At 72.7% G+C, this 25863-nt stretch carries 19 protein-coding genes; 11 read left to right on the top strand and 8 right to left on the bottom strand.

The features are described from left to right. Window positions 1-52 precede the first annotated feature (52 nt). Window positions 53-2524, top strand: a complete 2472-nt coding sequence (locus tag VD659_RS12725; RefSeq protein WP_423261435.1) for a glycoside hydrolase family 2 protein — start codon at window positions 53-55, stop codon at window positions 2522-2524. A gap of 51 nt (window positions 2525-2575) precedes the next feature. Beyond that, window positions 2576-5764, top strand: a complete 3189-nt coding sequence (locus VD659_RS12720) for a GH92 family glycosyl hydrolase (protein ID WP_423261434.1) — start codon at window positions 2576-2578, stop codon at window positions 5762-5764. 79 nt (window positions 5765-5843) lie between these two features. On the opposite strand, the gene VD659_RS12715 is transcribed toward VD659_RS12720, so the two are convergent. Next, window positions 5844-7022, bottom strand: a complete 1179-nt coding sequence (locus VD659_RS12715; protein ID WP_423261433.1) for a serine hydrolase domain-containing protein — start codon at window positions 7020-7022, stop codon at window positions 5844-5846. 121 nt (window positions 7023-7143) lie between these two features. On the opposite strand from VD659_RS12715, the gene VD659_RS12710 reads away from it, so the two are divergent. After that, the gene (locus VD659_RS12710) at window positions 7144-9681 is read left to right on the top strand and encodes a family 78 glycoside hydrolase catalytic domain (protein ID WP_423261432.1); all 2538 of its coding nucleotides are present in this window, start codon (window positions 7144-7146) and stop codon (window positions 9679-9681) included. Continuing rightward, window positions 9666-10871 (top strand): GDSL-type esterase/lipase family protein, encoded by a 1206-nt coding sequence (locus VD659_RS12705; protein WP_423261431.1) that lies wholly within the window; start codon window positions 9666-9668, stop codon window positions 10869-10871. Before VD659_RS12710 ends, VD659_RS12705 begins: the two co-directional genes overlap by 16 nt. 49 nt (window positions 10872-10920) lie before the next feature. On the opposite strand, the gene VD659_RS12700 is transcribed toward VD659_RS12705, so the two are convergent. Together VD659_RS12700 and VD659_RS12695 are read right to left on the bottom strand one after the other, a co-directional pair. After that, window positions 10921-12978, bottom strand: a complete 2058-nt coding sequence (locus VD659_RS12700; protein ID WP_423261430.1) for a hypothetical protein — start codon at window positions 12976-12978, stop codon at window positions 10921-10923. Between the two features lie 197 nt (window positions 12979-13175). Beyond that, window positions 13176-14417 (bottom strand): multidrug effflux MFS transporter, encoded by a 1242-nt coding sequence (locus tag VD659_RS12695; protein ID WP_423261429.1) that lies wholly within the window; start codon window positions 14415-14417, stop codon window positions 13176-13178. A gap of 120 nt (window positions 14418-14537) precedes the next feature. On the opposite strand from VD659_RS12695, the gene VD659_RS12690 reads away from it, so the two are divergent. Further along, window positions 14538-15359 carry an SDR family oxidoreductase gene (locus tag VD659_RS12690; protein WP_137838291.1) on the top strand — a complete coding sequence of 274 codons (822 nt, stop codon included), beginning with the start codon at window positions 14538-14540 and terminating at the stop codon, window positions 15357-15359. Between the two features lie 94 nt (window positions 15360-15453). Here the strand turns inward: VD659_RS12690 and VD659_RS12685 are convergent, their stop codons facing one another. Continuing rightward, window positions 15454-16428, bottom strand: coding sequence for an NAD(P)/FAD-dependent oxidoreductase (locus tag VD659_RS12685; protein ID WP_423261428.1), 975 nt, complete (start codon window positions 16426-16428; stop codon window positions 15454-15456). A gap of 57 nt (window positions 16429-16485) precedes the next feature. Between VD659_RS12685 and VD659_RS12680 the strand changes: the two genes are divergently transcribed. Both VD659_RS12680 and VD659_RS12675 read left to right on the top strand, forming a co-directional pair. Beyond that, on the top strand, window positions 16486-17130 hold the full coding sequence (locus VD659_RS12680) for a helix-turn-helix domain-containing protein (protein ID WP_423261427.1): 645 nt from the start codon (window positions 16486-16488) through the stop codon (window positions 17128-17130). 254 nt (window positions 17131-17384) lie between these two features. Next, window positions 17385-18476, top strand: a complete 1092-nt coding sequence (locus VD659_RS12675; RefSeq protein ID WP_423261426.1) for a hypothetical protein — start codon at window positions 17385-17387, stop codon at window positions 18474-18476. Window positions 18477-18631: 155 nt separating this feature from the next. Here the strand turns inward: VD659_RS12675 and VD659_RS12670 are convergent, their stop codons facing one another. Together VD659_RS12670 and VD659_RS12665 are read right to left on the bottom strand one after the other, a co-directional pair. After that, the gene (locus VD659_RS12670; RefSeq protein WP_423261425.1) at window positions 18632-18988 is read right to left on the bottom strand and encodes a gamma-glutamylcyclotransferase family protein; all 357 of its coding nucleotides are present in this window, start codon (window positions 18986-18988) and stop codon (window positions 18632-18634) included. A 335-nt stretch (window positions 18989-19323) separates the two neighbouring features. Then, on the bottom strand, window positions 19324-20373 hold the full coding sequence (locus tag VD659_RS12665; protein WP_423261424.1) for an EamA family transporter: 1050 nt from the start codon (window positions 20371-20373) through the stop codon (window positions 19324-19326). A 127-nt stretch (window positions 20374-20500) separates the two neighbouring features. Here VD659_RS12665 and VD659_RS12660 point away from each other — a divergent pair, with 127 nt between their 5' ends. Continuing rightward, the gene (locus VD659_RS12660) at window positions 20501-21058 is read left to right on the top strand and encodes a CGNR zinc finger domain-containing protein (RefSeq protein WP_423261423.1); all 558 of its coding nucleotides are present in this window, start codon (window positions 20501-20503) and stop codon (window positions 21056-21058) included. Here the strand turns inward: VD659_RS12660 and VD659_RS12655 are convergent. Next, window positions 21055-21618, bottom strand: coding sequence for a DUF1697 domain-containing protein (locus tag VD659_RS12655; protein ID WP_423261422.1), 564 nt, complete (start codon window positions 21616-21618; stop codon window positions 21055-21057). The genes VD659_RS12660 and VD659_RS12655 overlap by 4 nt on opposite strands. A gap of 53 nt (window positions 21619-21671) precedes the next feature. Here VD659_RS12655 and VD659_RS12650 point away from each other — a divergent pair, with 53 nt between their 5' ends. After that, the gene (locus VD659_RS12650) at window positions 21672-22322 is read left to right on the top strand and encodes an MBL fold metallo-hydrolase (protein WP_423261420.1); all 651 of its coding nucleotides are present in this window, start codon (window positions 21672-21674) and stop codon (window positions 22320-22322) included. 105 nt (window positions 22323-22427) lie between these two features. Here VD659_RS12650 and VD659_RS12645 read toward each other — a convergent pair whose 3' ends face one another. Continuing rightward, the gene (locus tag VD659_RS12645; protein WP_423261419.1) at window positions 22428-23255 is read right to left on the bottom strand and encodes a GNAT family N-acetyltransferase; all 828 of its coding nucleotides are present in this window, start codon (window positions 23253-23255) and stop codon (window positions 22428-22430) included. A 185-nt stretch (window positions 23256-23440) separates the two neighbouring features. Between VD659_RS12645 and VD659_RS12640 the strand changes: the two genes are divergently transcribed. Further along, window positions 23441-24154 carry a response regulator transcription factor gene (locus tag VD659_RS12640; RefSeq protein WP_423261449.1) on the top strand — a complete coding sequence of 238 codons (714 nt, stop codon included), beginning with the start codon at window positions 23441-23443 and terminating at the stop codon, window positions 24152-24154. Continuing rightward, complete coding sequence (locus tag VD659_RS12635) at window positions 24151-25776, top strand: sensor histidine kinase (RefSeq protein WP_423261418.1); 1626 nt, start codon at window positions 24151-24153, stop codon at window positions 25774-25776. The genes VD659_RS12640 and VD659_RS12635 overlap by 4 nt, the downstream gene beginning before the upstream one ends. Window positions 25777-25863 lie beyond the last annotated feature (87 nt).

Below are 25863 nucleotides of genomic sequence, written 5' to 3'. Positions count from 1 at the left end.
AGTCAAGCCAGACGCACGAAATGCCCAGACTCCGCCGCGAAAGGACAACGCTGTGCTCTCACGAACCGTGCTCGCCGATGGCTGGACGGGCCGCCTCGACGCTTCCGTTCCCGCCGGTGCCGACCCCCGGCTGGCGGAGGCCTTCCCGGCCGCGGTGCCGGGCTCGGTGCACGCCGACCTGCTCTCGGCCGGGCTCATCCCCGACCCTTTCGACGGCACCAACGAAGAGGCGCTGCGCTGGATCGGCGACTCCGACTGGGTGTACGCGACGAGCTTCGCGCGCCCGGCCGACGCGGCGGACCGCACCGAGCTCGTGTTCGAGGGCCTCGACACGGTCGCGGTGGTGCTCGTGAACGGCCGCGAGGTGGCGGCGACCGAGAACATGCACCGCACCTACCGCATCCCGCTCGCCGGCCTGGCCGAGGTGAACGAGCTCGAGGTGCGCTTCAGCGCCCCGCGCCCCGCCGCCGCCGCGCGCCGGGAGCAGTTCGGTGAACGGCCCACGGCGTTCAGCGTGCTTCCCCCGTTCCTGCGCAAGATGGCCTGCGACTTCGGCTGGGACTGGGGCCCCGACCTCGCCACTTCGGGAATCTGGCGCACGGCCGCGCTCGAGACCTGGAGCACCGCGCGCCTCGCGGGCGTGCGCCCTGTGGTGGGTGTCGACGGCGAGGCCGGCTGGGTGCGGTTCGAGGTGGCCCTCGAGCGCGCCGGCGACCTCGCCGCCGCCCTGACCGTCGAGGCGACCCTCGCCGGCCGCACGGTCGCTGCGCGGGTCGAACCCGGGCAGAGCCAGGCGAGCATTCTGGTCGAACTGGAGTCGGTGCGCCGGTGGTGGCCGAGGGGCCGCGGCGAGCAGGAGCTGTACCCGGTGTCGGTGACGCTCGCCGGCGGGGCCGGGCAGCTCGACGCCTGGCACTCCCGCGTGGGCTTCCGCGAGATCGTGGTGGAGCAGACGGAGGATGCCGACGGCGAGGGCAGCGGCTTCCGCTTCGCCGTGAACGGCGAGCCGCTGTTCGTGCGCGGGGTCAACTGGATTCCCGACGACTCCTTCATCTCCCGCGTCACGCGCGAGGACTACTCGGAGCGCATCCGTCAGGCCACCGAGCTCGGCGCCAACCTCATCCGGGTGTGGGGCGGCGGGGTGTTCGAGAGCGAGGACTTCTACGAGCTCTGCGACGAGCTCGGCGTGCTGGTCTGGCAGGACTTCCTGTTCGCCTGTGCGGCCTACCCCGAAGACGAGCCCTACTCGGGCGAGGTGGAGGCCGAGGCCCGCGACAACATCACGCGCCTCATGAAGCACCCGAGCCTCGCGCTCTGGAACGGCAACAACGAATGCGTCTGGTTCTGGTTCCTGCGCGACTGGGAGAACGTGCTCGACGGCAAGACCTGGGGGGAGAAGTTCTACTTCGAGCTGCTCCCCTCGCTCGTGGCCGAGCTCGACCCGCAGCGCTTCTACCTCGCCGGCAGCCCGTACTCCGGGGCGCGCGACCGCGAGCCGAACGACCCGAGCCGGGGCGTGGTGCACTCGTGGATCCCCGGCGACTTCCGGGAGTACACCGACATCCGCCCGCGCTTCGTCTCGGAGTTCGGCTTCCAGGGCCCGCCGAGCCGCGAACTCTTCGACTCCGTGGTGCACGACGAGGCGCCGGCGCCCTTCAGCCGCGATGTCGTGCAGCGGCAGAAGGCCGTGGGAGGCACCGAGCGCATCGAAGACGTGATGGGCGTGAACTTCGGCGTGCCCGACGACTTCGACGAGTGGTACTGGCTGGCGCAGCTCACGCAGGCCCGCGCCGTGGGGTTCGGCATCGAGTACTTCCGCTCGTTGTCGCCGTGGTGCTCGGGCACCGTGGTGTGGCAGCTCAACGACTGCTGGCCCGCCATCTCGTGGTCGGTCATCGACAAGGCGGCGCGCTGGAAGCCGGCGGCCTATGCGATGCGCCGTGCGTTCGCCGACCGGGTGGCCACCTTGCAGCGGCGTGAGGCCCGTTCCGAGGCCGGTTCCGGCGAGGTGATGATCGTGCTCGGCAACGAGGCGCGCGCGGCCTGGCGGCCGGTCGTCACCGTCGAGCGGTGGTCGACGTCGGAGAGGCTCGCGGCCGCCGAGCTGCGACCGGAGGCCGGTGCCCTCGCGACCATCGCGGTTCCGGTGCCGAGCTCGGTGCTCGAGGGGCCGCTCGCGGTCGACGAGGCGTTGGTACTCACGGCCGACGGCATCCGCTCGGTGCTCCTCGGGGGCTACGACAAGGAGTTCCCGGATGCGCCGGCGGAGTTCTCCGTTCAGCTCGCCACCGAGCCGGGCGGAGTCGCCGTGACGCTCACGGCCGGTTCGCTGCTGCGCGACACCTGCCTGCTCCCCGGGTCGATCGACGAGAATGCTCACAGCGATCGCAACCTCGTGACGCTCCTGCCCGGCGAGACGGAGACCTGGCATGTCAGCACCCGGCACCCCGAGCGCTTCGACGCGGATGCGGTGGCAGGGGTCGTGCACACGGCCCGCGCCGCGCACGTGGCCGTCGCGGGCTGAGGGCACGGAATGGCTTCGGAGGGCGACGCGGGTGACGATGCGAGGTGCGCGGTGAGCGCGCTGCGGGTCGTGCCGGGCGCGGGACCGGATGCAGCGCCGGCGGCCGCGCGGTCGGGGCTGTTCGGCGACGAGCCTCTGCGCTACGAGCTGCCGGGCGGCGGGGCTGTATCGGCCCGCGCGGTGCTCGCCGAGCAGGCTCCGACGCCGGTTGCCGGCCTCGAGCTGCGCTACGCGGTGCTGCCGGTGTTCGACGCCGATGCGGAGGAGATCGCCGACGGGTTCCGCGCGAGCGCCGTCGCGGTCGACGTTCTGTTCGACGACGGTTCACGCCTGCTCGACGGCGCGACATCGGCGGGCACCGTGCTCGACCAGTACGGGCTGCCGGCCGACGCGGCCGGGTCGTTCGCCGGGCACGCGATCGCGCCCGATCAATGGAACCTGCGGCGCATCACGTTCGGCGCCGACGACCCGCGGGTCGCCGTCGCCCTCGAGCTCGTGGCCCGCACACCGGAGCCGAGCGGCTCCGTCGGCGCGCTGCTCGAGGGGTGGCTCGACGGTGTCGGGCTGGTTCCCCGGGTCGGGCTCGACCGCTCGCGCCCGCTCGCCGAGCTCGTCGACACGCGCCGCGGAACCCATTCCTCGCCCTGGCTCTCGCGCGGCAACACCGCGCCCTTCGTGGCGGTGCCCCACGGCGGGGTGTTCGCCACGCCGATGACCGACGTGTCGAACCCGCACTGGAACTACACCTGGAACAAGCACGGCGAGACCCACCGGCCCGCGCTGCAGGCCCTCGCCGTCTCGCACTCGGCCAGCATCTGGGTGGGCGACTGGGGTGTGGTGCAGTTCATGCCGGGCGCGGGCGCCCCGGTGGGCGATCCGGCCGCGCGCGCCGCCGGGTTCGACCACGCGCGCGAGACGGCGCATCCGCATCGCTATCGGGTGGAGCTCGACGGTGGTCTCACGGCCGAGGCGACGGCGGGCGACCACTCGGTGGTGCTGCGATTCGGCTTCCCGGCCGGGGGCGGCTGGGTGGTGGTCGACTGCCTCGCCGGCGGCGAATTCCACTACGACCACGCCGCCGGGGTGCTCACCGGCTGGGTCGACGGCAGCTCGGTGCACGGCCACGAGATTCCGCGCGTCTTCGTGCACGTGACGGTGGAAGGCGACGCGGGGCCGGATGCGGAGCACGACGGTGGCCCGGTGGGCGACCCGGTGCTCGCGTGCGAGCAGCCGGCGGACTCGCCGGACGACTCGCCGAGGCGCGTGCTGCGATTCGCCGCGGGCGTGCGCGAGGTCACGCTCCGGGTGGGCACTTCGCTCATCTCGACCGAGGTGGCCCGGCTCGCCGCAGAGCGGGAGACCGCTGGTGGTCTCGAGGCGGTGGCGCGGGCCGCCCGCGAGCGCTGGGACGCCCTGCTCGGCCGGGTGCGCGTGGAGGGCGCCACCGACGACCAGCTCGTCACTCTCGCCTCGAACCTGTACCGCATGTTCCTCTACCCCAATCGGCTCGGCGAGCTGCTGCCCGACGGCACCGAGGCCCACGCGAGCACCGCGGTGACCGCCGCACCGGTGCACACGGCCGCGCACACCGGGCTCCCCGTGCTGCCCGGCCCCCTCTCTGCCAACAACGGATTCTGGGACACCTACCGCACCATCTGGCCCGCCCTCCTGCTGCTCGAGCCCGACGGCGCCGGCGAACTGCTCGACGGCTTCGTGCAGCACTACCGCGAGGGTGGCTGGGTGCCCCGCTGGTCGGCTCCGGGCTACCTCGACGCGATGGTGGGAACGAGCTTCGACATCGTGGCGGCGGATGCGGCCATGAAGCGGACCCCCGGTCTCGAGCTGCGCGAGGCCTACCTCGCGGCGCTGCGCGACGCGACCGCGCTGCCGGAATCCGCCGCCGTCGGGCGCAAGGGCCAGGCCGAGTCGCTCTTCCGCGGGCGGATGGGCCGCGGCGTTCCCGAGGGGCTCTCCTGGACCCTCGAGAGCGCCCTCAACGACTACGGCCTCTTCGTTCTGGCCGGGCTCGTGGATGCGCCGGCCGAGCGCCGCTACTTCGCCTCACGGGCCCTCGCCCACGAGGAGCTCTTCGATCGCGGAACCGGCTTCTTCCGCGGCGCCAGCGCGGAGCATCCCGACGCCGAGCCCTTCGACCCGCGCGTCTGGGGCGGCGACTACACCGAGACCAACGCCTACGGCATGGCCTTCAGCGCCCCGCACGACGGCGCCGGCCTCGCCGCCCTGCACGGCGGGCGCGACGCGCTCCGGGCGCACCTCGACGGCTTCTTCGCCACGCCGGAGACCGCCCGCGAGGCGTTCCGCGGCGAATACCCGACGGTCATCCACGAGATGACCGAGGCGCGCGACCTGCGCCTGGGCATGTGGGGGCTGTCGAACCAGCCCGCCCACCACATCCCGTTCATGTACGCGTTCGCGGGCGCGCCCTGGCGCCTGCAGGCGATCGTGCGCGAGGCGCTCGCCCGGCTGTTCACAGGCTCCGAGATCGGGCAGGGCTACCCCGGCGACGAGGACAACGGCGAGATGTCGGCCTGGTGGTTCTTCGCCGCGCTCGGGCTCTACCCGCTGGTTCCCGGCTCGGGGGAGTACGTCCTCGGCTCGCCGTTGTTCCCGCGCATGTCGGTCGACGCCCCGCGCGGAGGCGTGATCGAGGTGATCGCCCACGGCCAGGCGCCCGGCAGCCCTTACGTGCAGTCGGTGCTCGTCGACGGCGAGCCGTGGCCGAGCCTCGCCCTGCCGCACGAGCGCATCGCGGCCGGGGCCGTGATCGAGTTCACGCTCGGTCCCGAGCCCTCGCTCTGGGGCTCCGGGCCCGATGCGGAGCCCGCCTCGCTCGGCGGGGTGATGCGGCAGGAGGGCTTCGCCCGGCTGCAGGATGCGGTGGTCGGCAGTGACCGGCCGGCCCTGGCCGACGACCTGGCGGCCGCCTCGGTGGAGCTCGCCCCCGGCGAGGCCGCGGTGTTCGAGCTCGCCCCCGGCTCGCCTGCCGTGCTGTACACGCTCACGGGCGACGCGCCCGGCATCGGGGCGTGGGCGCTGGAGTCGAGCGACGACGGGGTGCACTGGGCCGTGCTCGATGAGCGGGCCGGCGAGATCTGGCTCTGGCCCGGTCAGCTGCGCCCGTTCGAGATCGCGAGCCCGCGCAGCGCGCGGCTCGTGCGGCTGCGGGCTCTCGCCCCGCTGGTGCTGCGGCAGTTCGAGGCGCTGCGCCCCCGAGCCTGAGCCCTGCTCGAGGCCGCTCCCGAACCGGGCGGCGGCGCGCGACCGTGGGGTGTCGCGTGCCGTCGCCCTCGCGGCGTGATCAGAGGACTGCGCGCACCGCGTCGAGAAGGCGAACCGTGCGCGGGTCGAGCGCCGGCGGCTCGGGGTAGAGCATGCGCTGGCTCACGTAGCCGAACGACACCCCCGAGCCGAGGTGGGCGAAGCCGAGGCGGCCGCCCATGCCGGAGTGCCCGAACGAGCCCTCGCCGAGCATCGGGATCTCGTAGTTCGAGATCTCGAACCCGAGCCCCCACAGCTGCTGCACTCCGGCATCCCACGGGTCGGCTGCGGTGCAGTCGGGCTTGCGGATGCCGCCTGCCTGATCGATCGCGGCCTCGGCCACGATCGCGGGGCCGAGCAGCCGCACGCCGTCGACGTCGCCCAGGCACGCGGCGTAGAGCCGGGCGAGCGCGCGACCGTTCGTCACCGCGTTGCCCGCGGGCAGCACGGCGGCGCGGAATTCCGGGCGGTTGAAGGCCTCGGTGCCTGGCCGCCCGTCGATCTGCCGGAACATCGGCAGCAGTTGCGAGCCGGCGCGCGCCGCCGCGCGGCAGACGCCGTCGTCGGGCAGCACGGGCGCCTCCGCCGAGGCGTCGCCCGTGATCGAGGGCAGGTAACGGCCCTCGATCGAGGCAGGCTGACCGATCCAGAGGTCGATGCCGAGCGGACCCGTGATGTTCTCGTGCAGATACTGCCCGAAGGGCAGACCGCTCACACGCTGAACGATCTCGCCCACCAGGAACCCGAAGCTCAGCGCGTGGTAGACGAAATACCTCGAGGTGTCGTACTGCCGGGGCTGCGACGCGAGGGTCGCGGTCGTGAGCTCCCAGTCGAGCACCTGCTCGATGGGGTCGAGTTCGAAGGCGGGCAGGCCCGCACGGTGGGTGAGGATCTCGCGGACGGTCGCCGTCTCCTTGCCGGCGGCCGCATACTCGGGCCAGTAGCGCGCCACCGGCGCATCCAGGTCCACGAGCCCGCGCTCCACGAGCTGGAGCAGGGCGATCGACGACACGCCCTTGCTCACCGAGAACCCGATGGTCACCGAGTCTTCGCGCCACGGTGCCCCGGAGAGCGGATCGGCGCCGCCCCACAGGTCGATCACCGGCCGCCCGTGCACCGAGATCGCGAGGCTCGCGCCGTCGTCGAGCCCGGATTCGATGTTCTCGCGGAACGCATCCGCGACGCCTGACCATGCCGTATCAACCACTCCGTCAATCATGGCTATAGTCTAGAACGAAATTGCCAAAGCGCTTTATCACTTGCTCGGCGACAGTGGGACCCCGGATGCGGGGGCCGCGTCGCGGAGAGGCCCTGTGCGCGACTGCCGAAGGAGACAGCCCATGACCCAGCGACCGCGCGTCGACCGCGTGCGGATCGGCCGCGATCCGCTCTCCGCGTGGTCGCCCGACGCCGCCCCCGCGCTCGGCTGGATGACCGGCGGCGACGTCGAGGACTGGCGGCAGGAGTCGGCCGAGCTCAGGCTGGTCTCGACCGACTCGGGTCTGGAGCGAGGCGTCCGGCTCGCCGGGCGGGCGTCGGTCGACGTCGCCTGGCCGTTCCCGCCGCTCCGGCCGCGCGAACGGGTCGAGCTCTCGGTGCGGGTGCGCGGGGAGGACGGGTCGGTCTCCGACTGGAGCGACCCGCAGCCCGTGACCGCGGCCTTCCTGGCCGAGGGCGAATGGCGGGCCTCCTTCCTCTCGGCGGGGGCGCACACCGGCCCCGCCCGGTTCCGGGCGCGCGTCGCCTTCGAGCGTCCGGTCGAGCGGGCGACGCTGTACAGCACGGCGCTGGGGGCGATCACCGTCGACATCGACGGAACCCGGGTGGGGGACGGCGTGCTCGCTCCGGGCTGGACCTCCTACCCCTTCCGCCTGGTGCACGACACCGCGGACGTGACGGCCCTGCTCTCCGCCGAGGGCGCGGGACCCGTCTCCGCCACCATCGAGATCGGCCTCGCGGGCGCCTGGTTCACCGAGTCGTACGGCTTCGGCGAGCAGCACGCCCCGGTCTACGGCACCGTCCCGGCCGCGGCCCTGCAGCTGGTCGTCGAGCACGACGACGGGAGCGTCAGCACGGTCACGACGGGCCCGGGCTGGGAGTGCTCGGTCGACGGCCCGATCACCGCGAGCGGCATCTACGCGGGGGAGAGCCACGACGCCCGCCGGGCCGGCGGCGGCAGCTGGGCGCCGGCACGAGTCGTCGACGGGCTCGTGCCCGAGGCGCGCACGAGCCCGGTGGTGCGGCGCATCGAGACGGTTCCCGTTCGCGAGGTCATCACGACCCCGGGCGGCGCCACCGTGCTCGACTTCGGCCAGAACCTCGTGGGCCGGGTGCGGCTCGTGTCGCGCGGTGAGCCGGGGGACACCATCACGCTCCGCCACGCCGAGGTGCTCGAGAACGGCGAGCTCGGCCTCCGCCCCCTGCGGCGGGCCGCCGCCCTCGACCGCTACACCCACGGGGGCGAGGGGCCAGAGCTCTGGGAACCCGAGTTCACCTTCCACGGCTTCCGCTACGTGCAGGTCGACGGCGCACCCGGACTCGATCCGCTCGACTACCGGGCCGTCGTGATCCACAGCGAGCTCGAGCGCACCGGCCGCTTCAGCTCGTCCGAACCGCTGCTCGAACGACTGCACGAGAACGTGGTGTGGAGCCTGCGCGGCAACGCGCTGGCACTGCCGACCGACTGCCCGCAGCGCGACGAGCGGCTGGGCTGGACGGGTGACGTGCAGGTGTTCGCGCCCTCGGCATCCTTCCTCTACGACTGCGACGCCTTCTTGGCGTCGTGGCTGCGCGATCTCGACCTCGAGCAGCAGGCCAACGGCGGCGTCGTGCCCGTGGTGGTGCCGTGGGTGCTCGACTGGGCGGTGGAGCCCGTCGCCGCCTGGGGCGACGCGGCCACGGTGGTGCCCACCGTGCTGCACGAGCGCTTCGGCGACCGGAGCCTGCTCGAGAGGCAGTTCCCGAGCATGACCCGCTGGGCCGATCACCTGCTCGACCGGGCGGGCGTCCCGATGCTGATCGAGGGCGGGTTCCAGTTCGGCGACTGGCTCGACCCCGCGGCTCCGCCCGACCACCCCGAGCAGGCGGCGACCAGTGCCGACTTCGTCTCGGGTGCCTACTTCATCCGCTCGCTCGACCTGGTGGCGTCGGCGGCCCGCACGCTCGGCCGCTCGGCCGAGGCGGTGCACTATGCCGATGCGGCCCGGAGTGCCCGCCGGGCGTTCGGCGAGCGGCACGTGCTCGCCGACGGCCGGCTGAGTTCGGACGCCCCGACGGCCTATGCGCTCGCCCTCGCCTTCGAGCTGGGGCCGGCCGAGGCGCGCTCGGGCCTGGGTGATCGCCTCGCCGAACTCGTGGCTGTGGCCGGGCACCGCATCGCGACGGGCTTCGTGGGCACGCCGATCATCCTCGACGCCCTCACCGCCACCGGGCACCTCGACACCGCCGTGGAACTGCTGCTGCAGACCGAGTGCCCTTCCTGGCTCTACCCGGTGACCCGCGGGGCCACCTCCGTGTGGGAGCGCTGGGACAGCATGCTGCCCGACGGCTCGATCAACCCCGGCGAGATGACCTCGTTCAACCACTACGCGCTCGGCGCCGTCGTCGACTGGCTGCATCGCTGCCTCGCCGGGCTCGCCCCGCTCGAGCCGGGCTACGCCGCGCTGCGGATCGCCCCGCGGCCCACCGCGCGCTTGCGCCGGGCCGCCGCCGAACTGCGCACACCGTACGGCACCGCCGTGTCGGGTTGGGAACGCGGCCCCGACGGGCGCACGACCGTCTTCTGCCGTGTGCCGATGAACACCCGGGCCGAGGTGCGGCTGCCTGACGGCCGCGAGCTCGCCGTGGGCGCCGGGAGCCACTCGTGGGTGATCGCATGATCGCCGAGCGCTTCCCTTCGCCCGCGGTGGAGGTGGTGGGCGCGCTCGAGCTCGAGCCGAGGGCGGGCGGCGGAGTGCGGCCCCGCCGTCTTCCGGCCTGGACCCGTCGCCAGATCCCCAGCCCCGCCTTCGACTTCGTGCTGCGGATGACCTCCGGCGTGCGGCTGGCGTTCTCCACCAGCGCGAACGCCCTCGAACTCGAGGTGTCGCTCCTGATGATCGACCCGGGAGTCGTGCCGCCCGACCCGGCGAGGTTCGATCTCGTCGTGGACGGCGTGCTCGTGGCCCAGCGCGTGGTGGGAGTCGAGAGCGCGGCCCTCGTGAGGCCGGAGGACTACGAGCCGCTGCGGCCCGCGCCGCCGGTGACGGTGGCGTTCTCGGGGCTCGGCGATGCGCCGAAGGCGGTCGAGCTCTGGCTGCCGCACGGCTGTGCCACCGAGCTGCTCGAGCTGCGATCCGACGCCCCGCTCGTCCCGGCTGTCGACGCCCGGCCCCGCTGGGTGCACCACGGCTCCTCGATCAGTCAGGGCGGTGAGGCGTTCTCGCCCACGCAGACCTGGCCGGTGCTCGCGGCCTCGCTCGCGGGCAGGGCGCGCGGGGCATCCGGCCACCCGGGCCACCCCGGTGAGCTGGCCGGCCTCCGCGTGCAGAACCTCGGCTTCAGCGGCAACGCCACCGGCGACCCGTTCGTCGCGCGCACCATGCGCGACCTCCCGGCCGATCTGCTCAGCGCCGAGATCGGCATCAACCTCGTGAACGCCGATCTCATGCGCCGGCGCAGCTTCGAACCGCTGCTGCACGGCTTCATCGACACCGTGCGCGAGGGGCATCCCGAGACGCCCCTGCTCCTCATCGGCCCGATCCCCTGCCCCGCGGTCGAGGAGCTGCCCGGGCCCACCATCACCGACCCGGTGGCCGGCACCACCCGCTCGGGCGGCGACCCGGCGGCGCTCGCCGAGGGTGCGCTCAGCCTGGGGGTCGTGCGCGACGTGCTCGCCGCGGTGCTCGCGGCCCGCTCCGACGACCCGAACCTGCACTACCTCGATGGCTGGCTGCTGCTCCCACCCGAGGAGACGGGGTCGCTCGGCGACGGACTGCATCCGGATGCCGCGGCGCTCCGCCGGATGGGCGAGCGCTTCGCCGTCCACGCCTTCGGAGCGGGCGGCCCGCTCGACCCGTGGCAGAGCTGAGGCGGTTCGGGATGCGGACGGCTCGCGCGCGTCCGCACCCCGGCCGCTGCTAGGTGGTGATGGTGATGGCACCGATCTCGATCGCCCAGGAAGTGGGTGCCGAGATGGTGGCCCGCACGTAGTTCGTGCCCGCCGGCAGGTTCGCCGACGGCGTGGCCGTGGTCTGCGCCCAGCCGTTGGTGGTCGCCACCGGGGTGGTGAACGAGGTGGTCACCGTGGTCCAGGTCACTCCGTCGGGCGAGGAGGCGAACACCAGTTGCGTGGTGTTCGCGCTGAACTCGTAGACGGTCGCGCTGAAGGTGCGGGCGCCGGCGAGGTTCCAGGTCACCGAGCCCGCCGAACCGTTGCTGCGCGAGAACCGCGAGGTGTCGCCGCCCATGTTGCTGAACGGCCCGGTGGTGTCGATCGTCATGTTCGAGGTGTGGGCCGAGCTCGACGCCCAGTCGTTGGCGTTGTCGGTGAGCGAGGTCGCCGCGGCGAACGTGTTGACCTCATGGAAGCCCCGGCTCGGCGCCGCCGTCGCCGAACGCGGGTTGCCCCAGTAGTCCTTGCCCCCGTTGCCCGAGATCACGACTCCCGAGCCCTTGGCGGGCGAGGTCGAGGCGATCTTGTAGCCGGTGACGGCGGTCAGGCCGGTGGGGGCCGAGCCGGGCGACACGAGCTGCGGGTCGGTCGTCAGCTTGTGGGCGTCGGCCGGCTCGCTCGCGGGGTGGTTGCCGTAGAACAGGTTGTAGTCGATCACGGCGTTCGCGGCGGGGTAGGTGTAGGCGCCGGAGCCGTGGTTCTCCACGATGTTGTTGCGGAAGCTCCAGGCGCCCGTGGTCGACGCGTCGCAGCCGTCGCAGAACAGCGGCTTCGAGGTCAGGCCCGAACCGATGTAGATCGTGTTGTCGTAGATGTCGGTGTTCGTCGGCACGCCGTACGAGAAGGTGAAGACGCCCTTCACGCCGCCGAAGGCGTCGTTCACGCTGAGGTTCTCGCGCACCACGAGGCCTGAGGAGTAGCCGCCCATCATGAGCAGGAAGCCGCCCTCGTTGTCGTGGCTGTAGTTGTACTGCACCACGGTGTTGACGCTCAGCAGGTCGACGTCGAAGCCCTGGCCGTCGGTGTCGTGCGTCTGCGTGCCGTAGACCTCGTTGTACTGCACGGTCGTGTTCATCGCGCGGGTCGGCCAGAGGCCCGCGGAGGCCGCGGTGGTGGAGCCGGTGATGGTGCGCTGCCCGGCGTCGCCCACGAGATTGCGCTGCAGCATCGCTCCATCGGTGCCGAACACCAGGATGCCGTCGCTGTCGATGTCGGTGACGGTGTTGCGCTCCACGGCGACGCCCGTGCTCAGCTTCGACTGGGTGAGCACGGTCTGGTCGGTGGAGTAGTACGAGTTGTCCCAGAACACGATGCCGCCCCGACCCACGTTCGACACGGTGTTGTCGACGATGCTCACGCCGGCGTAGCTGTCGTTGGTGTTCTGCGCGATCACCGCGATGCCGCCGTTGAGGTGGCCGTCGTAGCCCTGGCAGTTGAAGCATCCGTTCACGTCGTGCACGGTGTTGCCCGAGATGGTGATGCCCTGCAGGGTGTTGCCGCCGGCGTTGTTCACGAGGATGCCGTCGCGGTGCAGTCCCCAGGTGGAGGAGTCGAGCTGGCCGAAGTTGTCGGTGCCCGAGTCGTTCTTCACATCCAGGCCCGAGATGGTCCACCAGCTCTGGTTGTTCAGGTACACCGCCGCACCGGTGCCGAATCCGCCGGTGAGCGCGCCGCCGTCGATGACGGGCTTGGCGCCGGTGCCGTAGGAACCGATGGTGATGGGGTTGCCCGAACTGCCCGAGCCGAGGGGGTGCAGCTGGCCGCTCCAGGACTGACCGCTCTTGAACAGGATTCTGTCGCCGGCTCCGAAGGTCGTGGCGCTCACCTTGGCGAGGGTCTTCCAGGCCGTGGTGGTGCTGGTTCCGGCGCCGGAGTCGCTGCCGGCGCTCGCGTCGACGTAGTAGGTGGTGGAGGCCGCCGAGGCGGGCGCCGACACCAGGGCGACGGGGGCGGCGGCCAGAAGTGCCGCCGTGCCGAGCATCGCGAGCCATCGTCTCCGACGGTTCTGAGGACTGTGCTTCATTGCATCTCCTTTCCGCGGGGCGCATCGTCGCGGCCCGGCGGCTCGTGGGATCAGCGCATGCCAAAGCGCTTAATCATTCGAGCACTACCGTGGTGCAGATTGGGCCTCACGTCAAGGGATCTAGTGATAGAGGCGCCAAGCAGAGAATGCTGAAGCGCATTTGCTGAAGCCTCGGATGCGCGACTCGGCGGTCTCGATCAGCCGAGAGCTCGACGATCCCGCTGGGCCGAACGGGTGCGCGCGCGGGGGAGGCAGGCCGCGAGGAGCACGGTCCCGACCACGCCGACACCGAGGTAGATCAAGCCCAGAGGGGTCTGCGTGTCGTCGGGAAGGCCGGCGGCGGCGCCCATGGTGACGGCGACCACGAGGTAGCAGGCGGCGCTCGTCAGGCCCCCGATGAGGCCCAGGTTGCGCTCGAACAGCCCGAGCGCGAGCCCGTACGCCAGTGGGCAGAGGGCGCCGCACCCCAGCATCACGAGCATCCCGCCCACGGTGATCAGCACGAGATCGGGGCCGATGAACAGCCCGCTCGCAGCGATCACGACCGCGCCCGCGGAGAACGAGGCGAGCGCCGAGAATCCGAGCGCTCGCGAGGAGATCCGGGTGGCGAGCGACCCCGTGGCGAGCTCCCCGCCGAGGTTCGCCGCACCCACGAGCAGGGCGATCACGCCGTAGGCCGCGGGAGGCAGGCCCAGGGTCGTCTCGTAGAGCAGAGGCGCGACGACGCCGAACAGCAGCTGTGCGCTCGCGAACGCGGCGAACACGAGCGTGAGGCCCACGAAGAGCGGGCGCCGGAGGGCGGCGCGCAGAACGCGTGCGACGGCGAGCAGGCGCACCGGCGACGCCTTCTCCGGCGCCAGGGTCTCGGGCAGCAGCCGCCATACGGCGAGGGCCGCCAGGGCCGCGAGCGCGGCGACGAGCACGAAGATCCCCCGCCACGACACGAACTGCACGAGTACGCCGCCGATCGCCGGGGCGATCACCGGCGCGAGACCCCAGGATGCGCCGAGCCAGCCCGAGAGAGCCGTCAGTTCGCGCCCGCGCACCGTGTCGGCGGCGATGGCGTACACGATCACCATGCACGCGCATCCGCCCAGCCCCTGCACGAAGCGCAGCACGAGCAGGAGGGTGATGTCGGTCGTGAGCGCGATGCCGATGCTCGCGGCGGCCAGCAGGGCGAGGCACACGAGCAGGGTCGGCTTGCGGCCCCGCGCGTCGGCGACGACGCCGACCGGGATGAGCCCGATGCTCATGCCGAGCACGTACGCCGACACCGAGTTCTGCACGAGCGTCGCCGTGGTGCCGAACTCGCGCACCATCGCGGGGATGGCCGGGGTGTAGACGTCGATCGGGAACTGGCTGAGCGGGATGACGCCGAGCAGCACCGCGAACAGGATGCGGCGGTCGGGCAGGCGCGATCCCGTCGTCGACGACGTCATTCTCCACCCCCTCGGCCCCGGCCCGATTCGACGCCAGTCTAGAGGCGCCGGGCCGGTGGCGAGAGTAGCGTCTGACGAGGATCGCACGGAGCGACCCGCATCCGAATCGAAGGACTCCTCATGGCAAAGGTCTGGTTCATCACCGGTACTTCCCGCGGCTTCGGCCGCGAATGGGCGCTCGCCGCCCTCGAGCGCGGCGACAGCGTCGCGGCAACCGCGCGCGACACGGCCTCGCTCGCCGACCTCGTCGACCGCTTCGGCGACCGCATCCTCCCCCTCCAGCTCGACGTCACCGACCGCGAAGCCGACTTCGCCGCGGTGACCGAGGCCTACAACTACTTCGGCCGGCTCGACGTCGTGGTGAACAACGCCGGCTACGGCCACTTCGGCTTCATCGAGGAGATCACCGAGGCCGAGGCGCGCGCTCAGCTCGAGACCAATGTGTTCGGTGCGCTGTGGATCACGCAGGCGGCGCTGCCGTTCCTGCGCGAGCAGGGCTCGGGGCACATCATCCAGGTGTCGTCGATCGGCGGCATCTCGGCGTTCCCGCTCGTGGGCATCTACCACGCCTCGAAGTGGGCGCTCGAGGGCTTCTCGCAGGCGCTCGCCCAGGAGGTGGCGGGCTTCGGCGTGAAGGTGACGCTCGTGGAGCCGGGCGGCTTCAGCACCGACTGGAGCGGCTCGTCGTCGTCGACCTCCGAGCCGCTCGAGGACTACGCCGAGGTGCACGCGCAGGTCGCGGCGATGCGGGCCTCGCGCACGGCGAACCCGGGCGACCCGGCGGCCTCGGCGGCGGCCATCCTGCAGATCGTCGACGCCGAGGAGCCGCCGCTGCGCGTGTTCTTCGGCACCGCGCCGCTCGGCATCGCGAAGGCCGACTACGCGAGCCGCATCGCCACCTGGGAGAAGTGGAACGACGTGTCGGTGCTCGCGCAGGGCTGAGTGCGCCGGCTGCTGGGTGTCGTGCGACGACGAATGACGGGAATTCGAGCACCGAGGCCGTAGAGGGCGTCGGTGCTCGAGATTCACGCATCCGCTAGACGGTCGCGACGGTCGCGACGGTCGCGACGGCCGCGAGTGCCAGGCGCGTGTCGTCGGCCACGAGGTCGGCGTTGATGGCGGTGGCCGCGGTGGCTCCGGATGCCGCGGCCACGATCACGAGGGCGCCCGCGTTGGCGGAGTTTCCGGCCACCCACACGCCGGGAACGCTCGTGAGGCCGGTGGGGTCGGCGGCCGTCCAGGCGCCGGCCGGCCCGCCGGTCTCTGCGGTGGCCGCGCCGAGCTGTCGCAGCAGCTCGTCGTTCGCCACCATGCGGCCGCTCACGAAGAGCCGGTCGAACTCGAGGGTCGTGCCGTCGTCGAGGGCGACGCCGAGGAGTCCGCCCGCCTCGTCCGAGAGCACGGCCGTCACCTCCTGGGGCCGGATGCGCGTGCCGCGCGCCTCGAACCCGGCCCGCACCTCCGGGTCGAGCGCGCCGGTCTGGCGGCCGATGAGGGTCACGTCGTTGGACCACTGGCGCACGAGGCCGGCTTGGTGCACGCTCATCGGGCCCACCGCGAGCACGCCGATGCGCTGGTCGCGCGCCTCCCAGCCGTCGCAGTACGGGCAGGCGACCGCGCCGCGGCCCCACTGTTCCGCCAGCCCCGGGATGGCGGGCAGTTCGTCGCGCAGTCCCGTCGCGACGAGCAGGCGGCGGCCGCGGTATTCGCGCCCGTCTTCGAGGGTGACGGTGAAGCCGCCCGCCGTGCCCCGCGCATCCGTGGCCCGGCCTTCGACGATCTCGGCGCCGTAGCCGCGCACCTCGGCGCGGCCGAGCTCGAGGAGCTCGAGCGGCGAGAGGCCGTCGCGGGTGAGGTAGCCGTGCATGTGGGCGGCGAAGCGGTTGCGGGGGAGGCCGACGTCGATCACCACGACGCGGCGGCGGGCGCGGGCGAGCACGAGGGCGGCGTTGAGGCCGGCGGAGCCGCCGCCGACCACGATGACATCGAGCAGTTCTGGGTTCGCGTTCATGTCTCCAGCCTCGGTTCGTGGCTTCACAACCGCAAAGCGATGTGCTGAAATGGCACGATGAACGAGACGGCGGCCGAGCGCATCGGCGCACGCCTCCGCGCGGCGCGAACTGCTCGGGGCGCCACCCTCGTGGAGCTCGCGGCGGCCACGGGCATCTCGGCGAGCACGCTCTCGCGGCTCGAGAGCGGCAAGCGGCAGCCGAACCTGGAACTGCTGATCCCGGTGACGGCGACGCTGGAGATCACGATCGACGAGCTGGTGTCCGACGCGGTGCCCGACCCGCGGGTGCGGCGGGCGTCGTCGCGCCCGTCACCGGGGCGCCCGGGTGTGGTGGTGCAGCACCTGTCGAAGGACACCTCCCCGATGCAGACCGTGCGCATGACGCTGCCGGGCCGGGAGCCGTCGGGGGCGGGCTCCGGCGCGGGTTCGGATTCGGCTTCGGGGTCGGCCGAGGAGCCCGTGCTGCGCACCCACGACGGCTTCGAGTGGGTCTACGTGCTGGAGGGCCGGCTGCGGCTGATGCTCGGCGAGCACGACATCGTGATGAAGCCCGGCGAGGCGGCCGAGTTCGCCACCCGCGTGCCGCACTGGCTCGGCAGCGCCGACGGCGACCCGGTCGAGCTCATGTGCATCTTCAGTCGCGACGGCGAGCGCATCCACGTGCGCGCCCAGACCGAGCCCGACCGCCGCGCGGGCCGCTGACTCCTGAGCCGACGGAGTTCCGGGCGCGCTGCCCAGAACGACGGATGCTGCGTCCGTCTCTCGCGCCGCACTCCGTCGTCCCCGGACCGCTTCGCGGGGCCGGTGGCGCCTGGGTCGACGGAGTTCCGGGCGCGTTGCCCCGAACGACGGATGCTGCGTCCGTCGTTCGCGCCGCACTCCGTCGTTTCGGGGGCGGGGTGGAGGTGCGGGTGGAGGTGTGGGGCGGTGGGGGTGGTGAGGCGTAGGTTCGGGGGATGACGGTGAGTGAGGGTGGCGGAGCGCGTCGGGCCGGTAGCGCCGGCGAGGGCGGCGGGGCGTCGGATGCGCGGCGGTGGCGGTTCCGCGGTCGTATCGCGGGGTTCGGCAGCACCTCCGGGGTTCGCGTGGTGGTCGGGATGTGGGAGGAGTCGCCACTCGGCGCCTTCGCCGACGTGATGGTGGAGGATGCGCGCGGCCACCGCATCCTGCTCGCCCCGAGCGAGGAGGTGGCCGCGTTCGTGTCGGCCACCTACGCCTTCGACGAGGTGCGCGTCGGCACCGTCGGTCACCGCCGGGTGGCCGGCGGCCTCGCGGTCTGGGCCGGACCGGCACGCCCTCCCGCTCTCGCGGGAAGCGGCTCGACCGCCGATGCGGCAATCGAGGGCCCGGAGACCGTCGTCGCTGCGGCGGGTTCGGGGTTCGCGTCGGGTGCGGGGGTGGCCGCGGTGGGTTCGGGGGTCGGGTCGGGCCGGGGTGTGGCTGCGGTGGGTTCGGGGTTCGGGTCGGGCCGGGTTGTGGCTGCGGTGGGTTCGGGGGTCGCGTCGGGTGCGAGTGCGAGTGCGGGTGCGCGTGCGACTGCGGCGACTGCGACTGCGAGTGCGGGTGCGCGTGCGACTGCGGCGACTGCGACTGCGAGTGCGGCTGCGGGTGCAGGTGCGGGTGCGACTGCGGCCGATTCGGGGTTCGCCTTGAGCATGGCCGCGAGCGATGCCGCCCCGCAGGGCGAGACGGCGGACTGGCTGCGGGTGCGCATCCGGGTCGGGCGGCTCTCGGGGCTCGGGCGGATGCTCCGGGCGGTGCCGCGCGGGCTGGCCACGAGCCCGGCGTGGGCGACGGCGATCGACCCGATCGCGCGAGTCGTCGGGCCGGGGCTGCGCACGGCCGGCAGCGCTGGCGCGGGTCGGCGGGAGTACTACGGAGCCACCGCCGCGCGGCGAATCGTCTGGGCCGCGGGGTGCTTCGACGGCGGCGAGCTGGGAGGGTTCGCGCCGCTCGACCCGCCCGTGCGCTTCGGCTTCGGCTCGGCGCCGGCCGATCCGCAGCTGGTCGACGTCGTCACCACCATCGTCGAGCGCCGCCCCCGCTGACGCCAGCCCGCCCCCCCCGGGGGGGGCTCGTGCAGCCCCCGGAACGACGGAGTTCCGGGCCGGTTTCCGGAAACGACGGATGCTGGCGCCGCGATCCGCGCCGCGCTCCGTCGGTTCGGGGTAGTGCGGGATGCGGGGTGGGAAGGCCGCGGGGGTCAGGTTCCGGCGAACACGTAGACCCAGGCCTCCTCGCCGGTGTCGAGGGGGACGAGCACCCGCGTGTAGTCGTCGACCTCGTAGTCGTCGGCGGCCAGCAGCTCGGCGGGAGTGACCCGGAACACGGTGCCGCTCACGCGCGCCTCCAGCGAGCCCGGCCCGGCGGGCACGAGCAGCGGATGCCGGTCGCTCCCGCTCGTGGCGATCACCGCCGGGTCGGTGATGGTGAGCCACTCGAGCCGGTAGCCGACCACGGCGGTCTCGCGTCCCTCGAGCAACCGCCCGAACGTGGCCAGCTGCACCTCGGGCTGGCGGAGCGTTCCGTACGAGAACAGGAGCACCGCATCCGTCGTCATGGAGCGATTCTAGAATCCGGATGCGTTCTGCCGGATGCGCGCTGCCGGGCGCGTGCTGCCGGGCGCGCGGTGCCGGACGCCGACCCGCATGCGGGCTCCCGGTTGTGCGGACGTGGATGCGTGCTGCCGGATGTGCGGTGCCGGACACACGCTGCCGGGCGCGTGCTGCCGGATACATGCTGCCGGGCGCGTGCTGCCGGACGTGCGCTGCCGGATACATGCTGCCCGGCGCGCAGTGCCGGACGCCGACCCGCATGCGCGCTGCCGGTCGTGCGGACGTGGATGCGCGCCGTCGCTCGCGCGTGCGCCGGATACCGGGGCGGACGCCGAGGCCGCTACGACCCCGAGGTTGGCGTGGGTGCGGACGTCACGGTGGGTGCCACCGCGGGAGCGGGCCCCGCGGGGTCGGGGGTGAACGGCTCCGGCGCATCCGTGGGCCGTTCGAGCTTCACGAACACCACGCCCGCGATGATGAACGCCCCGCCCACCGCCTGCAGCCAGGTGGGCACCTCGCCGAGCATCAGCCACGACAGCAGAACCGCGAACAGCACCTCGATGAGCCCCACGAACGAGGCCACGCGCGAGCCGAGCCGGCCGGCGCCGAGCAGCCCCGCGAGGTAGGCGAAGGCGGTGGCCACGAGCACCACCACGCCCATCGGCACGAACCACGGCACGGCGTCGGAGCCGAGGAGGGGCACCGGGGCGAACGACACCGTGAAGGGCACGAGGCCGATCGCGCCGATGATGCCGAGGCCGATGCTGCCGACGAGCAGCCCCGAACTCACGAGGGCCACGGGGGGTAGATCGCCCATCGGGGCGGCCGCGAGCAGGTAGTAGCCGGCCAGACAGAGCGCCGCGAGCAGCGCGAACACGATGCCGAGCGCGTCGAGCCCCTCGACGCCGGAGGGGTTGATGACGAAGGCGAGCCCGATGATGCTGAGCACCGCGCCCACGATCGTGAGCACCGGCGGGGAGACGCGGGTGCGCGCCCAGGCGAGCAGCACGAGCAGGATGGGCGCGGTGTACTCGATCAGCAGCGCGACGCCCACCGGCAGCCGGCCGATGGCGGCGAAATAGAAGACCTGGGCTCCGATGACGGCGACGAGGCCGTAGGCCAGGATGAGCCGCCACGAGCGCAGCAGGCTGCCGAAGCGGCCCCGGAGCGCGAAGAGGGTCGGAACCAGCAGCACGATCGCCGCCGCGCCCGCGCGCACGGCGACGGCGGCGGCCGGCGACCAGCCGGCGTCGAGCAGCGGTTTCACGAACGGCCCGCTCGTGCCGAAGGCCACCGCCGAGGCGACGGCCAGAACGAGCCCGGATGCCGACGAGCCGCCGGGGCGCGCGGCGGCGACGGCGGCGGCCGGGCGGCGGGCGGTGACGGACATGGCGGCTTCTCTCGGCGTGCGGAGTGCGGAGTGCGGAGGGCGTGGGGCGTGCTGCCGTGTTCGACTCTGTCAGGAGTCAACACGATTACACTGGTGACACTACCGACCGGCGATGTCAGGAGTCAACATGGTCTTTGCCTATGACACCGAGGCGACCCTCGCGTTCGCCACCACGCTCATCAACACGAGCGAGGGCGCGTCGAACTCCCGTGACGACGAGCTCACCGACATCGACGTGCTCCAGCGCCTGCTCGACGACAGCGGCTACTCCGGCCGTCGCGACCACGACGAGGCCGAGCTCGAGGCCGTGCGGGCGCTCCGCCCCGAGTTCCGCCGTTTCTGGGAGGTCGACCGTGACACGGCCGTCGCGCTGGTGAACAGCATCCTGCGCGAGGCGAACGCCCTGCCGCAGCTCGAGCGGCACGGCGACTGGGACTGGCACCTGCACGCCACCGCGGCGGATGCCCCCCTCGCCACCCGCATGCGCGTGGAGTTGGCGATGGCGTTCGTCGACGTCATCCGCACCGACGAGTTCGACCGCCTGCGCGAGTGCGCGGCCGACGACTGCGCCGCCGTGCTCGTCGACCTCTCGCGCAACCGCTCCAAGCGCTACTGCGACGTGGGCAACTGCGGCAACCGCATGAACGTGATCGCCTACCGCGCGCGCCAGGGCGCCGCCGGCTAGAGCAGCTTGCGCAGCGTGCGCAGGTTGCGGGTGGTCGTGGTGGCCTTGAAGCGCGCCTTGGCCAGGTATTTCGCGAGCGCGGTGTGGGTGCTCGAGCCCTTCGGCAGCTCCCAGTAGACGACGCCGGCGCCGGGGAGCGCGCGTTCGCCGTGGCTCGTGGCGTCGGGCTCGGCGGCGTGGGCGACGATCTCCTCGGCCACGGCGGCCTCCGAGGTGAACACCACGTAGGGCTGCAGCTCCTCGGTCTCGTCGAAGGGGTAGCCGGCGGCGATCGCGGCGAGATCGGCGTGCTCGACGAGCACGATCCAGGCGTCGTAGCCGAAGCGCTCGCGGAGGGCCTGCTCGATGGTGCGCTTCAGAACGGCGTGGCCTGGAGCATCCGGCGCGCCCGCATCCGGGCCCGTCGCATCCGGCCCCGTCTCGAAGAGCACGTTGCCCGAGGCCAGCACCGTCTTCACGCCGGTGAAGCCGAGCTCGGTGAAGAGCGCCTTGAGTTCGGCGCTCGTGATGGTGATGCCGTTGACGTTCACTCCCCGCAGGAGTGCTGCATAGCGAGTCATGCGCCCACGCTATTGCCCGCGTGCTTCAATGGGGAACGACACAAGGGGGACTCGTGCGCAAGATCGCCGACCGCTGCTTCCAGCTCGACCATTCGAAGGGCGCGAACGGCTACGTCGTCGTGGGCGACGGCCACGCGGCCGTCATCGACCCCGGCCTCGCCGGCGGCGCCCGCGCCGTCGCGCTCGAGCTGCACGGCGGCGAGACGATGACCGGACCCGTCACCGACATCGTGCTCACCCACTACGACCCCGACCACGCCGGGGCCGCCGCCGCCCTCGCCCGCGAGCTCGGGGTGCCGGTGTGGGTGAGTGCGGCGGATGCCCGCATCCTGCGTGGCGACGACGCCCCGCCCACCGGGCTCCGCCGGTTCCTGGGCATGCTGATGAAGCCGAAGCTGCCCGGCGAGCTGCGCGAGCTCGAGGGCGCCGCCGAGATCTTCCCGGGCCTTGCCGTCGTGCCCGCGCCCGGCCACACGCCGGGGCATCTCGCCTTCCAATGGGGGCCCGTGCTGTTCGTGGGCGACGCCGTGCGGGTGTCGGATGACGGCACCCTGCGCGAATTCTTCGGCCCCCTGATCAGCGACAGAGCGGTGGCCGCTTCGACCCAGGTCGCTCTCGACGAGCGCATCTCCGCCGAGGGCATCGAGTGGATCTGCGCCGGCCACGACGCCCCGGTGCGCGTCACGCGGGCCGCCGTCGCCTGACGGCGCGGGTCGGTCCGGAACTGGCCCGGGTCCGGCCCCGGAACCGGAACCGGACCCGGCCCCGGAACCGGCTCGCAACCGATGCGCGGACCGGCGGGTGCGCCCCTATCTCTGCTGGTGCAGCGCCCGACGCAGGGCGCTCACGGGGTCGTGTCGCTCCGCCTCCTCCCGCGAGAGGGAGAGGGACAGCGACATCGACGGTGACCAGGACAGCGAAAGCGACGGCGACGTCGACGGCGCGAACTCCTCCGCGAGGCCGGCCGGCCGCACCGGCGTGAACCCGAGTCGTTCGGCGAGGGCGAGGGAGCGGATGTTCCGCGCATCCGTCACGGCCGTCACCCGCCGCGCGCCCACCACCTCGAAGGCGAAGCCGAGCAGCGCCCGGGCGGCCTCGGTGGCGTAGCCGCGGCCGGAGTGGCCGGGGTGCAGCACCCAGCCGATCTCCACCGAGCGGCGCTCGGCCGGCACTTCGCGCAGGTGCAGCGAGACGTCGCCGATCACGCGGCCGTGCCGCTCGACGGCGAGGGCGAGGAAGTCGTTCTGCTGCCACAGCCGCGTGTGCCGGGTGCGGTCGCGCAGGTGCCGGTCGGACTGCCGGCGGTCGCGCTCGGGCCAGGGCAGGAATTCGGTGACGGCGGGGGAGGATTCGAGGGCGAACCAGTCGTCGGCGTCGCGCAGGGAGTGCCGCCGCAGCAGCAGGCGTTCGGTCGCGAGCGTCGGGGCGTCGACCGGGAGCTCCATGCGCTCGCCGCGCAGCATCCGCGGGCGCCGGATCCCCGCCGAGGCCAGCGCATCGCGCACCCGGCGCGGTGCCAGCGCATCGCGCACCCGGCGCGGTGCCGGATGCGGCTGCGCGGCGCCGGGGCGCTGGGCCTGAAGTCGCCGGGTCGGCTGCCATGACGTGCCGGATGAGACCGCCCTGATCTGAGTCATGGCCTGACGGTAGGCCGAGGCCGCTTGCGCACGGTGTGGAAACATTTGAGCCGTCTATGAATACCGGATTCGAGGCGTCCGAACGGCAGCCCGCGCCCGAGAATGAGAGCGTGGCCGATGCACCGATCTCCGAGGAACTCCTCAGCTCCGGTCGGCGTCGCGCCGTGCTGGCGAAGCTGCCGCGCATGTACCGGGCCGACGGCTCGGCCATCCGCGTGCTCCTCGTCGACGACGAAGTGGTGCTTACGAGCCTGGTGAGTCTCGCGCTCTCCTACGAGGGCTGGGCGGTCGACGTCGCCCACGACGGCGCCACCGCCCTGCAGCTCTACCGGGAGCAGCGGCCCGACGTCGTGGTGCTCGACATCATGCTGCCCGACACCGACGGCATCCGCCTGCTCCGGATGCTGCGCGAGGAGGACCAGAGCTCGCCCACGCTCTTCCTCACCGCGCGCGACTCGGTCGACGACCGCATCGTGGGGCTCACCGCCGGCGGCGACGACTACATGACGAAGCCGTTCAGCCTCGAGGAGCTCGTCGCCCGGCTGCGCGGGCTGCTCCGGCGCTCGATGATGACGAGCTCCGACGAGGAGTCGCGCATCGTGGTGGGCGAGCTGGTGCTCGACGAGTCGAGCTACGAGGTCTCCCGGGCGGGCGAGAGCATCGCGCTCACCACCACCGAGTTCGAGCTGCTGCGCTACTTCATGCGCAACCCGCGGCGGGTGCTGACGCGCGCGCAGATCCTCGACCGGGTGTGGAACTACGACTTCGCGGGCAAGGCCTCCATCGTCGATCTCTACGTCTCCTACTTGCGCAAGAAGATCGACACCGGGCGCGCGTCGATGATCCACACCGTGCGCGGCGTGGGCTACGTGCTGCGGCCGGCCGAAGGTCCCGGATGAGCACTCCCCGTGTGCGGCGGCGGATGACCCTGCGGCGCCGGCTGGTGCTCGGCATCGCCTTCGTGGTGGCCGCCGTTCTCGTGACCGTGGGGATCGTCAGCGTCGTGACGCTGAACGCCTCCGTCACGACGGTGGTCGACACGCAGCTCTCAGGGTCGATGTCGGCGCTGCGGCACTCGGTCGAGAAGCTGCGCAACGGCACCTCCGGCTACGGGGGCGCGAGCACCGGACCGGGCGCCGGCAAGCCCTTCGTCGACTACACCGGCCACGGGCCCGGCACCATCATCGCGATCGAGCAGAACGGCGTGGTCACCGACTCCGCGCGCTTCTCCGAGTCGGATGCGGTGGCGCTGAGCTCCGAGGTCGTCGCCCGGCTCGAGGCCGCCTCGCTCACCGACGAGACCCACCAGAGCCTCGACCTGCCCAGCCTCGGCAACTACCGCCTGGCGTCGGAGACCGACAGCCAGGGCAACGTCCTGATCGCCGGGGTGTCGATGGCGACCGCGGAGGCGGCCGTCAGGCAGGAGACGCTCGTGATCTCGGTGCTCGCCATCCTGGGCCTGCTCATCATCGTGATCGGCGCGATCGTGGTGGTGCGGCTCGCCCTGCGGCCGCTCGCGCGCGTGGCCGAGACGGCCGTGGCCGTGACCTCGATGCCGCTGGACCGCGGCGAGGTCGCCATCACCCCGCGCGTGGCCGAGGCCGACACCGACCCGCGCACCGAGGTGGGCCAGGTGGGAGAGGCCCTCAACCGGCTGCTCGCCCACGTCGACGACGCGCTCGCCGTGCGCGCGGCGACGGACACGCGGATGCGCCGCTTCGTCACCGACGCCAGTCACGAGCTGCGCACCCCGCTCGCCGCCATCCAGGGCTACGCCGAGCTGACGAGACAGGATGCGGCCTCCCTGCCCGAGGTGACCGAGTACTCGCTGGCGCGCATCGAGTCGGAGGCGAAGCGCATGAACTCCCTCGTGAGCGATCTGCTGCTGCTCGCACGGCTCGACGAAGGACAGGACCTGCATCTCGACGAGATGGATCTGGCCGATATCGCCCTCAACGCCGTGAGCGACGCGAACGCCTCCTGGCCCGATCACCGGTGGATGGCGGACGTACCCGATGCGCCCGCCCTCGTCACCGGTGGTCGGGAGCGGATGCACCAGCTCGTGCTGAACCTGCTCTCGAACGCGGCCGTGCACACGCCCGCCGGCACGAGCGTGACGGCGGGGGTGCGCTTCGCGGGAGCGGGAGCGGGCGCGGTCGGCGCCGGTGCCGCTGCCGACGGTCCACGGACTGCAGCCGGGACTCCTGGGCCCGGAGCCCCCGGGGGAGTCGTCGAGCTCTTCGTGACCGACGACGGACCGGGCATCGCCGCCGAACTCGTGCCGGAGCTCTTCGAGCGTTTCGCCCGCGGCGACTCCTCGCGCTCCCGGCGCGCGGGCAGCTCGGGCCTCGGGCTCGCCATCGTCTCCTCCATCGTCGACAACCACGGCGGAACGATCTCCGTCGACTCCTCGCCCGCCGGCACCACCTTCACGGTGCGCCTGGCCCGAGTGATCTCCGCCCCGGCGGACACAACCTCTCCGACCGGCGACTCCCCGCCCGCCGCCGCCATCCTCCACTGATCCCCCCGCCATCTCCCTCCCCCCCCCCCCCGGCCGATCCGTTCTCCTCTCTCCCCCCCGGCCGATCCGTTCTCCTCTCCCCGCCCC

Source organism: Herbiconiux sp. 11R-BC (genome assembly GCF_049472555.1).
Lineage (GTDB): Bacteria > Actinomycetota > Actinomycetes > Actinomycetales > Microbacteriaceae > Herbiconiux.
Note: the sequence above shows the minus strand (reverse complement) of the source record. Positions and strands in the feature narration are given on the sequence as shown.